Here is an 11,873-nt window from a genome sequence, read left to right as displayed (position 1 = left end):
CCTCGACGAAGCGTTCAGCATCGAGCGCATGGCCAGTTTGGCGAACATGAGTTCGCGGCACTTCGCGCGGTTGTTCGCCCGCGAGGTGAACATGACGCCGATGGAGTTTCTGCAAAATGCGCGCATCGACCATGCCCGCCAGTTGCTCGAAAGCAGCGACGTGCCGCTGAAAACCGTGGCCTATAAAAGCGGCTTCGGCAGCGTGCGGCACATGCGTTTCCTGTTCAGTGAAAAACTCGGTCTGACCCCCGCGCAATACCGCGAACAGTTCAGTTAGAGCGGTTGTGTCCGTGTGGCGCACCGACATGTCCGAATTGCGCACATTGGCGTAGTTGTGCCGTCATCGATGCCTGCCAAGATGTCGGTGAACGTTTTGCAATGGAGGTGCGGGAGTCTGGATGGAGCGGTGCCAGCACGGTTTCAGGCACTTGATCGACCAGGTTTTCAGCACGTGAACGTGCATGAACAGCCCCACAGAATTCACCGGCGATACGCTGCTGCGGTTCGGCCCGTACGTCTTCCACCCCAGTCAACGGCTGATCCTCGACGGCGATCGGCCGTTGCGCATGGGCGGGCGCGCGCTGGACATCTTGCAGGTCTTGCTCGAACACGCCGGCGAGGTGGTCAGCAAGGACGCCTTGATCGCCCGCGTCTGGCCGACATCGGTGGTCGAAGAAATCAACCTGCGCGTGCACATCGCCGCGCTGCGCCGCGCCCTCGGTGATGGCGAAAACGGCCAGCGCTACATCGTCAATATTCCGCAACGCGGCTACAGCTTTATCGCCCCGGTGCAGCGCGTGCTCGACGCAACGCCGCTGCACTTCGACAGTACGCAACCGCCGCAGCACAACTTGCCGGCGCGGCTGACCGCCGTTACCGGCCGCGACTCCATGGTCGGCGGCGTGGTGCGCCAATTGCCGCTGCGACGCTTCATGACCTTGGTCGGCCCGGCCGGCATCGGTAAAACTACCGTGGCGTTGCGTGTCGGCGAACTGCTCTTGCAGCATTACCGCGACGGCGTCTGGCTGGTGGATCTGGCGAGCCTCGAAGCGCCAGCGCAACTGCACGAGCACCTGAGCCACACGCTGCCATTCGGCGCTGACCTGAGTTGCCGACATGCCTTGCTGGTGCTGGATAATTGCGAACACCTGCGCGCAGGTTGCCGCACGTTGATCGAGCAACTGCTCGCCAGCGCGCCACGCTTGTCGATCCTCGCCACCAGCCGGGAGCCGTTGCAGGCGCGCGACGAAACCGTACAGCGCGTGCCACCGCTGGAAGTGCCGCCGGTTTCGGCGTTGCACAGCGTCGCGCAAGCGATGAGTTATTCGGCGGTGCAGTTGCTGGTCAGCCGCGCGCGCACGCGGCAGCAAGGGTTCGTCCTGCGTGAACAAGACCTGCGCGCGGTGCGCGATATCTGCCGGCGGCTCGACGGTTTGCCGCTGACCATCGAACTGGCCGCCGCGCAGATTGGCGCGTTGGGGTTGGTCGGGTTGCAGGCGCAGCTCGATAATTGCCTGCAATTGCTGACTCAAGGGCGGCGCACGGCAGTGGCGCGTCACCAAAGCCTGCGAGCCGCGCTGGACTGGACTTTCCAGTCATTGAGCGCGCAGGAGCAGAAGGTTTTGTGTCATCTGGCCACGTTCAAATCCGCGTTCACCGTCGAGGCGGCAAGCGGCGTGATCTGTGCCTCGGTGCTGGCGCCGATCCAGTTGTCGTCGATGCTTGAAAAACTGGCGCGCACGTCGCTGCTGTCGGTCGAACAGGTCAACGGCCTTTCACGTTATCGCTGGCTCAACACCACGCGCGCGTATGCACTGGAGAAACTCACCGGCAGCGGCCAGCAACGCGCAATCGAACTGAGCCACGCGCAATACGTCAGCCGCGCGCGGATGATTTCAGGCGTGCAGTTGAGCGCCGAGTTCGTCGAGTAAACCCCGGACCTTCATCAGGTCCGGCGTCGCATAACCTTCAGTGAAACGCGCGTAAATCGGCGCCAGCAGTTCATGCGCCTGTTGCGCCTGACCCCGACGCTGCCAAAGCTGCGCCAGTGACGTCGCGCTGCGCAGTTCCCAAGCCAGCGCGCCTTGAGCTCGCGCCACCGCCAACGCCCGCAGCAGCACCGCTTCGCCGCTTAAAGAAGGCGCTTCGCTGCTGAGAGAAAGCGTTGCGCCCGGCGCATCTTCTTCGGCCAGCAGCGCCTCGCCGCGCACGCGGAAGATCTCTGCGGTGCACCAACCCGCCGCGCCGCTTTCCGCGCGCGCGAGCAAACCTTCATCGACCACGCCACCGTGCAGCGTCAGCATGATTTCCTTGACCAGACCGACCCCCGGTTGCGCCGGGCCGTTGGCGCCGTCGATCACCTGCGCGTAATGCCGCGCCCAGTTGTAAAACAGCAGCACCGAATGCTTCTGCGCTTGTTCCAGCAACAGCCGTAGCAGTTCGCGCGCGCTGGCGTTGTCGCCGTTGTAATGCGCGATCAGGCAACCGGCCAGCGCCAAGGTGTAGCAAATCGAGGTGCCGTGGTTGATTTGCAGCGCGATGTCCAGCGCCTGCCGCGCCGTGCGCCAGGCTTGTTCGGGCTGACCTTGCAGCCAGAGGATGCGCGCCAGAATCGTCAGCGCCGCGACGCTCTGGTCGTATTGCACGCCGAAACCGTGGGTGAAACGGTTGAGATGGCCGCTCTGCGCCAGGCGCTGGATGACCTCTTCGGCGTGGGTCCGCGCCTGGTGCTGATCGCCGCAGAAGTGCAGCGCCAACACTTTCAAGCGGTAAGTGCTGAGCGACAACACGGCGTCGCCGTTCAGGCCCAATTGGTCGAACTCGCGGCTCTGCTCCAGGGCCATTTGGTAATTGCCACAACTGAGATTGACCGCCATGTGCCCGGACACCGCGCGCAACTGGCCGGCGAGGTCCTGACTCGCTACGGCCAGGGTTCTGGCGCTGACAAACGCGTCGATGGTTTCGGCACTGCCGCCCTGAGCGTGATAACAGGAACTGCCGAGGGCCAGTTTCAGCGACAGCGTCACTTGCGGGCACGGCGCGGTGGCGCTATCCAGCAGCGCCAGGGCCCGGCGCACATACACTCCGTGCTCCTTGAGCAGCGACAGTTCCTGCCACAGTGGCATCGATGTCGCCGTCAGACGGATCGCCAGTTCCTGCGGACCGCCCGCGTTCAAACCCCATTCCAGCGCGGCGCGGATGTCTTCCAGACCACGCGCGTAGCGCTCGATCCACAGGTGCGTGGGGGTTTGCTCCCAGTCGATGTGCGCCTGTTGCATCAGCGCCAGGCAACGCTCGGCATGCCGCTGCCGGGTGTCCGACAACTCGGCGGCGAGGTGCAGTTTTTCCAGGGCATAACTGCGCGTGGTGTCGAGCAATCGATAGAAAACTTCTTCGTCGCCGACATCGACGTTGAGCAACGACTTGGCGACCAACTGAGTGATCGAGGCGAACACTTCGTTGGGTTCAATCTGCTGGCCAACAATCACGGCGGCGGCGGAGGCGAGGGTGAAGCCGTCGCGAAAGATCCCCAGTCGGCGCAGGCAGGTTTGCTCGCAGGGGCTGAGCAAATCGAAGCTCCAGTCCAGCGTCGCGCGCAAGGTCTGGTGCCGCGCCAGAGTGGTTTGGCAGCCTTGGGTCAGCAGGCGAAAACTGCCTTGCAGTTGCGTGTGCAAACCGCTGACGCCAAGGTCGACCACTTGCGCCGCCGCCAGCTCGATGGCCAGCGGAATGCCGTCCAGGCGTTGGCAGATTTCGATCGCCAGCGGCAGTTCTTCATCGCTCAATTCGAAGCTGTCGTGGTTGGCCATCGCCCGTTCGACGAACAGTTGCAGCGCCGAAAAACTCAGGGCCTGGGCGCGGTCGAGCACGGCAATCGGCGGCGGGCAATCCAGCGACTCCAGTCGTTGCACGTATTCGCCCTCGGCGCGCAGGCTCTCGCGGCTGGTGGCGAGGATATGCACCTGTGGTGCGCCGCGCAGAATGCTTTCGCAGAGCAGCGCAATCGCATCGAGCAAGTGTTCGCAGTTGTCGATCACCAACAGCATCTGCCGCTCGCGCAGCACGCTCGCCATGTCGCTCATCGGCTCGGCGTCGTGCAGGGCTAGGCCCAGTAGCGACGCCAGATGCGCGTCGATCATTTGTGGGTCGTTGATCGGGGCGAGGTCGAGCAAACGAATGCCGTCGCGGTAATGCCCGATCAGCTGTTCGGCGACCCGCAGCGCCACGGTGGTTTTGCCGATGCCGCCGGGGCCGACCAGTGTGATGAAGCGCTGGCGCGCGAGTTGCGTGACCAGGCTGTCGACCAGCGGCTGGCGCCCGATCATCCGCGTGCGGCGCACCGGCAGGTTATGCCGCCGGGGCGGTTGCACCAGCGGCTCGCAGCGTTGCGCAGCGGGTTCGAGCGAAAACGGCGCGACAAAACTGTAACCGCGCTGAGCAACAGTGACGATGTAGCGCTGGCCGGCCTGACCGTCGCCGAGGGCTTTGCGCAATGCCGCCATGTGCACGCGCAAATTGATGTCTTCGACTACGCTTTTCGGCCACACCTGCGCAATCAAATGCTGTTTGCTGACCACATTCCCCGCGTGCTCCAACAGGATCAACAGGATGTCCATCGCGCGCCGTCCCAGCCGCACAGGCTGCTCGCCTTCCAGCAACAGACGGGTGCCGGGGAAAATCCGGTAAGGGCCGAAATGGATGGCCTGTTCGGGGGAAAGAGTCAACGTGGCGCTCCTGCTTGCATCCGTCTAATACGCGGTTTGTGGGCATATTCCCAAGGGTTGCGCGGCAGTGCAATCAGGGCGCGCCTGACTGTCAGGTGTTCATCGCGACTGCTACGTTCGGTGCGCGCGCGATCAGCGTGTATTTATTGGGCATCCGTGTGACAAACGGAGCTTGGTCGGGGCGGGCGGCGTTTTGAAAATTAACAACGTTTAACTCGTCGAATGTCTGGTCTACGCCCAAAACTCTACGGCTTCAAGTCCAACGAAGGCCGTCGTCTTCGCAGTGTTAAGGGAACGGACACTTTTGGAGTTCGCCGCAATGAGCAACGTGGTGGTGGTCTATCACAGTGGCTACGGGCACACCCGCGTCATGGCTGAAGCCGTCGCCCGAGGCGTTGAACAGCATCCGGGCAGTACCTGCCGGCTTATTTCGGTGGAGGACGTGGACGCGCAATGGGCGCACTTGCACGCGGCCGACGCGATCATTTTCGGCGCCCCGACTTACATGGGCAGCGCGTCGGCGTCGTTCAAGAATTTCATGGAAGCCACGGCGGGGTTTTACCTGGCCCAGCCGTGGCGCGACAAACTCGCTGCCGGGTTCACCAATTCCGGTTCGCTGTGCGGCGACAAACTCAACACTTTGCTGCAAATGGCGGTGTTCGCCGCGCAGCATTCGATGATCTGGGTTGGCCTCGACCTGTTGCCGGCGCGCAGCAGCAGTGGGGTGTTCGACGGCCAACTGAATCGCCTCGGCAGCTCGCTCGGGGCGATGGCGCAATCGAACGTCGAGCAAGCGCCCGGCGACGCACCACCGCCGGAAGATCGTTGCACCGCCGCGCACTTGGGCGAGCGGGTGGCGCGGCTGGCCGAACGCATGAATAGCTGATCTGCCTGATTTTTTTATCTACCGTTTACATCCCACCGAAATGGAGCACGCCACATGAGCACCTTCACCACGCGCGACGGCACCGAGATTTATTACAAGGATTGGGGCACTGGGCAGCCGATCGTCTTCAGCCACGGCTGGCCGCTGAATGCCGACAGTTGGGAATCGCAGATGATTTTCCTCGCGTCCAAGGGCTATCGGGTCATCGCCCACGACCGCCGTGGCCATGGCCGCTCCAGCCAGCCTTGGGACGGCAATGACATGGACACCTACGCCGACGACCTCGCGCAGTTGATCGAGCTGCTCGACCTGAAGGAAGCGGTGCTCTTCGGTTTCTCCACCGGCGGCGGCGAAGTGGCGCGCTACATTGGTCGTCACGGCACTGGCCGGGTGGCCAAGGCCGGGCTGATTTCTTCGGTGCCACCGCTGATGCTCAAGACCGAAGCCAATCCGGGCGGCTTGCCGCTGGAAGTGTTTGATGGCATCCGCCAGGCTTCGCTGGTCGACCGTTCGCAGCTGTACAAAGACCTCGCCGCTGGCCCGTTTTTCGGTTTCAACAAGCCTGACGCAAAACCGTCGCAAGGCATGATCGACTGGTTCTGGCTGCAAGGCATGAGCTCCGGCCACAAGAACGCTTACGACTGCATCAAGGCATTTTCGGAAACGGATTTCACCGAAGATTTGCAGAAATTCGACGTGCCGACCTTGGTCGTGCATGGCGACGCGGACCAGGTTGTACCGATTGAAGCGGCGGGGATTGCCTCGGCAAAACTGGTCAAGGGCTCGACGCTGAAAGTCTATCCGGGCGCGCCGCACGGTTTGACCGATACCCATAAAGACCAGCTCAACGAAGACCTGCTGGCCTTCCTCAAGGCCTGATCAATTACCAAACCTGTAGGAGCAAGGCTTGCCCGCGATGGCACCTTTGAAATCGCCATCGCGAGCAAGCTTTGCTCCCACAGAAGGTATTGGGCTTAGTCGAAGATCTGCGTCCAAGTAAAAATCCTTGCGGGAGCAAGGCTTGCCCGCGATGGCGGTCTCGAAATCGCCATCGCGAGCAAGCTCGGCTCCCACAGAAGGTATTGGGCTTAGTTGACGATCTGCGTCCAAGCAAAAATCCTTGTGGGAGCAAGGCTTGCCCGCGATGGCGATTTCGAGATCGCCATCGCGAGCAAGCTTTGCTCCCACAGAAGGTATTGGGCTTAGTTGACGATCTGCGTCCAAGCAAAAATCCTTGTGGGAGCAAGGCTTGCTCGCGATGGCGCCTTTGAAATCGCCATCGCGAGCAAGCTCGGCTCCCACAGAAGGTATTGGGCTTAGTCGACGATCTGCGTCCAAGCAAAAATCCTTGTGGGAGCAAGGCTTGCCCGCGATGGCGGTCTCGAAATCGCCATCGCGAGCAAGCTTTGCTCCCACAGGGTTATGGGGTGGGGCGGCAATAATGTGCAGTCACTGAACCTGTGGCGAGCGAGCTTGCTCGCGTTTGAGTGCGCAGCGCTCACAAAATCTGCGTCGTCACAAATACTTCGGGGCTGCTGCGCACCCCAACGGGAGCAAGCTCCCTCGCCACGGGTTTTCTGTTCGTCCCACGTGTGCAGGAGATCGCGCGCACCACTTTGCAACGCCACGCAAACGGGTTGATCCCTTCGCTGCGGGTGAAAATGTGGCAGAAATGTGCCTGGTCGCAGAAGCCGCATTCGAGGCTGATTTGTGTCAGTGTCAGGTCGGTGTCACGGATCAACTGCTTGGCTTTGTTGATGCGCTGGCAACGAATCCAGTCCTGCGGCGAAACCCCGGTGCTGCACTTGAATGCGCGGGAAAAATGGCTGCGTGACAGCGCACAGGCGCGGGCCAGTTCGGTGACTTCCAGGGTCTCGCTGAGGCCATCCAGAATCAGTTGCTTGACCAGGTTTTCACGCCAGGGCGCGAGGCCGCCGGTGCTGGTTTTTTGCATGGGCGTGGCGGACGCCCGGACGGCGTTGGACTGAACGTGAGCCATGACAAATTTCCGTGTCGGTGGGAATGCGCGGGCGCACTGCACGGTGGATCAGCACCTTCCCTTTGGAGAAAAAACAGGCCTGCGCAGAGGGCTTCATTCTTGGGCGCGGGCGGCTCGCAGGCGAGTTAAACGTTGTTAATTCCGCGCGGTTTACAGTCAGCCACTGCGCCAACTCAGCACATCGCTGCAAGTCGGCCGCTGCCTGCGCAGTGCAAGATGGGCGACTTGTGGCGTGCCTCGCTGGCCGCTTTTTTCAGGTACATCAAAGGTGAACGCATGCGGCATTTTCTGATTGGCACACTGGGCCTCGCGATTGCGCTGGCATCCGCGTCTTCGATGGCAGCAGCGCCAGCGCAGGTCGGCACTCAAGTGCCGGGTTACTTTCGTTTGGCGGTAGGCGATTACGAAGTCACGGCGCTGTTTGACGGCTACAACGACTTGTCGCCGAAATTGCTCAAAGGCCTGACCCAGAGCCAGATCCGCGCGTTGCTGGCGCGGCGTTCGATTGAAACGCCGGGCGTGCAAACGGCGTTCAATGCGTTTTTGATCAACACCGGCAAGCAACTGATCCTGGTCGATACCGGGGCAGGGCAGTGCATCGGCGCCACCGCCGGGATGCTTTCGCAGAACATGCAAGCCGCCGGTTATCAGCCGGATCAGGTCGACACCGTGCTGCTCACCCACTTGCACCTGGACCACGTCTGCGGACTGGTCGACGCCGAGCAAAAACCGATCTTCGCCAACGCCACGGTCTATGCAGCCAAGCCTGAAGCGGATTACTGGCTCGACCCGCAAGCGCTGGCCAAAGCACCGGAAGCGGCCAAGGCCTATTTCAAAATCGCCCAGGATTCGACCGCGCCTTATGTTGCAGCGGGTCGCTTCAAAACCTTCGTCAGCGGGCAATCGCCGGTGCCGGGTGTCGAGGCAACGCTGGAGGCCGGGCACACGCCGGGCAGCACGACGTATCGTTTCACCTCTGAGGGCCAGAGCATTTTGTTCATGGGCGATCTGGTGCATAACCTCGCCGTGCAGTTCCTGCATCCAGAGGTATCGATCGGGTTCGACACCGACGGCCAGCAGGCGATCAAGAGCCGCAATCAGGTGTTTAGCGCTGCGGCGACCAGCAAAACCTGGGTGACCGCCGCGCATCTGCCGTTCCCCGGTATTGGTCATATCGCTGCCGAGGGCAAACATTTCCAATGGGTGCCAGTGGAATACGGCCCTTACAAACGAGCGGCGAAAGTGCCGTTGATCGAGTAAAGTTCCGGCACTGCTTCCTCCCGGGTTTTGCGCTGACCGCCAGGCCGACTCAACACACAAAGGACCCTGCTGATGAACCGTAACGATCTGCGCCGCGTCGACATGAACCTGCTGGTGATTTTCGAAGCCTTGATGTTCGAGAAGAACCTGACCCGGGTCGCTGAAAAACTCTTTATGGGGCAACCGGCGGTGAGTGCGGCGCTGGGGCGTTTGCGCGATCTGTTCGACGATCCGTTGCTGCTGCGCAACGGTCGCGGCATGGAGCCGACGGCGCGTGCGCTGGCAATTCTCAAGGAGCTGCAACCGGCGATGGACGTGATTTCCGGCGCGGTCAGCCGCGCCAAGGAATTCGAGCCAGCCAGCAGTTGCGACGTGTTCCGTATCGGTTTGTCGGACGACGCCGAATTTGGTCTGTTTCCGCCATTGCTCAGCCATCTGCGCGAAGAGGCGCCGGGGATCATCGTCGTGGTGCGCCGCGCCAATTACCTGCTGATGCCGGCGCTGCTGGCTTCCGGGGAAATCTCTGTCGGGGTCAGCTATACGACGGATTTGCCGGCCAACGCCAAACGCAAAAAATTGCGCGATATCCCCTGCAAGGTATTGCGCGGGGACAAACGGCCGGGGCCGCTGACGCTGGATGAATACTGCGAGCGGCCGCACGCAATGGTCTCGTTTTCCGGGGATTTGAGCGGCAACATCGACCTCGATCTGGCGAAGATCGGCCGCAGTCGGCGGGTGGTGCTCGGCGTGCCGCAATTCAGTGGCTTGCGCGCGTTGCTCGCGGGCACCGAGATGATCGCCACGGTGCCGGATTACGCAGCGTGCGCGCTGGTCGAAGGCTGTGCGCTGCGCGCCGAAGATCCGCCGTTCCCGATCGAAGCCGCGCAATTATCGATGGCCTGGAGCGGCGTCCACGACAACGACCCGGCCGAACGCTGGCTGCGCGCGCAGATCAGCCAATACATGGCCGAACCGCTGAACATCCCACCCGCGTAACCTGTGGGAGCCGAGCTTGCTCGCGATGGCGATTTCAAGGACGCCATCGCGGGCAAGCCTTGCTCCCACAGGAGCGGTGCTCTCAAGCCTTGCGCAATCCCCTGTGGGAGCTGAGCTTGCTCGCGATGGCGATTTCAAGGGCGCCATCGCGGGCAAGCCTTGCTCCCACAGGAGCGGTGATCCCAAGCCTTGCGCAATCCCCTGTGGGAGCTGAGCTTGCTCGCGATGGCGATTTCAAGGACGCCATCGCGGGCAAGCCTTGCTCCCACAGGGGCGGTGATCTCAAGCGTTGCGCAATCCCCTGTGGGAGCTGAGCTTGCTCGCGATGGCGATGTCAAGGACGCCATCGCGGGCAAGCCTTGCTCCCACAGGAGCGGTGCTCTCAAGCCTTGCTCCCACAGGGAGCCCCGCAAAAAGAGCACGTACATTCAATTTTCCCTCGCCCCGACCCGGCACTATCAACTCAAGTGCCGGCGAAGCCATGCCGGTGATTTTTTCACAGGGGCGCGCAGGCGATGAACGCATCGGAATGGGATGAACGGGCTCGGGATCTCGGGCTGTTGTTTCTGCGGGTCAGCGGCGCAATGTTTCTGCTGTGGGTGCACGGTTTGCCCAAGCTGCTGGACTACACCGCTCAACTGCAACTGATCGAAGACCCATTCCACCTCGGTGCCAAACTCACGTTGATCCTGGCGATATTCGCCGAAGTGCTGTGCCCGCTGCTGATCATCGCCGGGGTGCTGGTGCGGCTCGCGTGCCTGCCCATTCTGTTTGTGCTGCTGGTGGCGCTGTTGATCGTGCATCCGCAATGGAGCCTGTTCGAAGGCCAGTTCGGCTGGCTGCTGCTCATCCTCTTCACCAGCATTTTCATCGCCGGGCCAGGACGGCTGGCGCTCAACGATCGTTTCGCCGGAGTGTTCCGTTATGCCTGATGCCATCCAGCCCACCGCCGCAAAACCGGGCTTCGAAGAAGTCGTGACCTTGATCATCAAACACCGGATCAAGGCCGGTTTCGAGGCACCGTACGAAGCTTGGTTGCGCAACATTGTGAGCATCGCCGGGCAGCAGGACGGGCATTTGGGCGTGGACGTGATGCGCGGCAAAAACGCCGGCCTCGACATGTACACCTGCGTGCTGCGCTTCTGTTCCACCGAGGCGATGCAGCGCTGGCTCGATTCGCCGCAACGCCTGGAACTGGTCAACGAAGCCGCGCCGATGCTGGCCGACGGCGACCAGACCGAGGTCAATCCGGTCAACGAATTCTGGTTCGCGCCCACCGCCGACAGCGCGTCGCCACCGCCACCGCGCTGGAAGCAGGCCGTGGTGACCCTGCTGGTGATTCTGCCGCACACCTTGCTGGTGCCGATCATCTGGGGGCCGCTGCTGCAGCTCAACGCGTTCCTGTCCAACTACGTGGTCGCCACGTTCCTGATCACCCTGACCATCGTCGTATCGGTGGTGTACCTGTTCATGCCCATGGCGACGCGGCTGTTCGCGCCGTGGCTGTCCCATTCCACTCAGCCTGAGGAAACGCGATGAACGCCGATCTGATTCTGTTCAATGGCCAATTTCATACCGTTGACCGTGAAAACCCATTCGCCACCGCCGTGGCGATCAGCGCCGGACGTTTCGTTGCCGTCGGCTCCGACGCCGAAGCCATGGCGCTGCGCGGTTCCGGCACGCAAGTCATCGACCTCAAGGGCCGCTGCGTGATTCCCGGCCTCAACGACTCGCACTTGCACCTGATCCGTGGCGGGCTCAATTACAACCTCGAATTGCGCTGGGAAGGCGTGCCGTCGCTGGCCGATGCCTTGCGCATGCTCAAGGATCAGGCCGACCGCACGCCGACCCCGCAATGGGTGCGCGTGGTCGGTGGCTGGAACGAATTCCAGTTCGCCGAAAAACGCATGCCGACCCTCGAAGAACTCAACCAGGCAGCCCCGGACACACCGGTGTTCGTCCTGCATTTGTACGATCGTGCGTTGCTCAACCGCGCGGCGTTGCGGGT

Annotated in this window: 11 protein-coding genes; 9 read left to right on the top strand and 2 right to left on the bottom strand. The window is 62.0% G+C overall.

The annotated features are described in order from the left end of the window. Together BI292_RS05295 and BI292_RS05290 are read left to right on the top strand one after the other, a co-directional pair. Positions 1–277: helix-turn-helix domain-containing protein (locus BI292_RS05295; RefSeq protein ID WP_157831211.1), on the top strand; the 277-nt coding region annotated here is incomplete at its 5' end. A gap of 184 nt (positions 278–461) precedes the next feature. Then, on the top strand, positions 462–1,931 hold the full coding sequence (locus tag BI292_RS05290) for a winged helix-turn-helix domain-containing protein (RefSeq protein WP_101207220.1): 1,470 nt from the start codon (positions 462–464) through the stop codon (positions 1,929–1,931). On the opposite strand, the gene BI292_RS05285 is transcribed toward BI292_RS05290, so the two are convergent. Continuing rightward, positions 1,896–4,724, bottom strand: coding sequence for a winged helix-turn-helix domain-containing protein (locus tag BI292_RS05285; RefSeq protein WP_101207219.1), 2,829 nt, complete (start codon positions 4,722–4,724; stop codon positions 1,896–1,898). The two genes, BI292_RS05290 and BI292_RS05285, sit on opposite strands and share 36 nt — an antisense overlap. Before the next feature lie 319 nt (positions 4,725–5,043). On the opposite strand from BI292_RS05285, the gene BI292_RS05280 reads away from it, so the two are divergent. After that, a complete protein-coding gene (locus BI292_RS05280; protein WP_101207218.1) occupies positions 5,044–5,610 on the top strand; it encodes a flavodoxin family protein in 567 nt (188 codons plus the stop codon). A gap of 54 nt (positions 5,611–5,664) precedes the next feature. Then, a complete protein-coding gene (locus BI292_RS05275) occupies positions 5,665–6,489 on the top strand; it encodes an alpha/beta fold hydrolase (RefSeq protein WP_101207217.1) in 825 nt (274 codons plus the stop codon). A 619-nt stretch (positions 6,490–7,108) separates the two neighbouring features. On the opposite strand, the gene BI292_RS05265 is transcribed toward BI292_RS05275, so the two are convergent. Next, positions 7,109–7,609, bottom strand: a complete 501-nt coding sequence (locus BI292_RS05265; protein ID WP_092280153.1) for an AraC family transcriptional regulator — start codon at positions 7,607–7,609, stop codon at positions 7,109–7,111. A 276-nt stretch (positions 7,610–7,885) separates the two neighbouring features. Here BI292_RS05265 and BI292_RS05260 point away from each other — a divergent pair, with 276 nt between their 5' ends. The 5 genes from BI292_RS05260 to BI292_RS05230 all read left to right on the top strand — a co-directional run. Beyond that, complete coding sequence (locus BI292_RS05260; RefSeq protein ID WP_101207222.1) at positions 7,886–8,869, top strand: MBL fold metallo-hydrolase; 984 nt, start codon at positions 7,886–7,888, stop codon at positions 8,867–8,869. Between the two features lie 72 nt (positions 8,870–8,941). After that, the gene (locus BI292_RS05255; RefSeq protein WP_092280155.1) at positions 8,942–9,865 is read left to right on the top strand and encodes a LysR family transcriptional regulator; all 924 of its coding nucleotides are present in this window, start codon (positions 8,942–8,944) and stop codon (positions 9,863–9,865) included. Between the two features lie 515 nt (positions 9,866–10,380). Next, on the top strand, positions 10,381–10,797 hold the full coding sequence (locus BI292_RS05240; protein ID WP_101207214.1) for a DoxX family protein: 417 nt from the start codon (positions 10,381–10,383) through the stop codon (positions 10,795–10,797). Further along, positions 10,790–11,404 (top strand): antibiotic biosynthesis monooxygenase, encoded by a 615-nt coding sequence (locus BI292_RS05235; protein ID WP_101207213.1) that lies wholly within the window; start codon positions 10,790–10,792, stop codon positions 11,402–11,404. Before BI292_RS05240 ends, BI292_RS05235 begins: the two co-directional genes overlap by 8 nt. After that, positions 11,401–11,873, top strand: a 473-nt coding sequence (locus tag BI292_RS05230; RefSeq protein ID WP_157831210.1) for an amidohydrolase family protein, incomplete at its 3' end; no start/stop codon positions are given. The genes BI292_RS05235 and BI292_RS05230, both read left to right, overlap by 4 nt.

It is taken from the genome of Pseudomonas sp. 43NM1, assembly GCF_002836905.1.
Lineage (GTDB): Bacteria > Pseudomonadota > Gammaproteobacteria > Pseudomonadales > Pseudomonadaceae > Aquipseudomonas > Aquipseudomonas prosekii.
The sequence above is the reverse complement of the archived record's forward strand: the minus strand, read 5'-3'. Positions and strand labels throughout refer to the sequence as shown.

Excerpts from the sequence above, each read along its gene's own strand:
- BI292_RS05290 (WP_101207220.1), top strand. The coding sequence starts at position 462 with ATGAACAGCCCCACAGAATTCACCGGCGATACGCTGCTGCGGTTCGGC.
- BI292_RS05280 (WP_101207218.1), top strand. The coding sequence starts at position 5,044 with ATGAGCAACGTGGTGGTGGTCTATCACAGTGGCTACGGGCACACCCGC.
- BI292_RS05275 (WP_101207217.1), top strand. The coding sequence starts at position 5,665 with ATGAGCACCTTCACCACGCGCGACGGCACCGAGATTTATTACAAGGAT.
- BI292_RS05265 (WP_092280153.1), bottom strand. The coding sequence starts at position 7,609 with ATGGCTCACGTTCAGTCCAACGCCGTCCGGGCGTCCGCCACGCCCATG.
- BI292_RS05260 (WP_101207222.1), top strand. The coding sequence starts at position 7,886 with ATGCGGCATTTTCTGATTGGCACACTGGGCCTCGCGATTGCGCTGGCA.
- BI292_RS05255 (WP_092280155.1), top strand. The coding sequence starts at position 8,942 with ATGAACCGTAACGATCTGCGCCGCGTCGACATGAACCTGCTGGTGATT.
- BI292_RS05240 (WP_101207214.1), top strand. The coding sequence starts at position 10,381 with ATGAACGCATCGGAATGGGATGAACGGGCTCGGGATCTCGGGCTGTTG.
- BI292_RS05235 (WP_101207213.1), top strand. The coding sequence starts at position 10,790 with ATGCCTGATGCCATCCAGCCCACCGCCGCAAAACCGGGCTTCGAAGAA.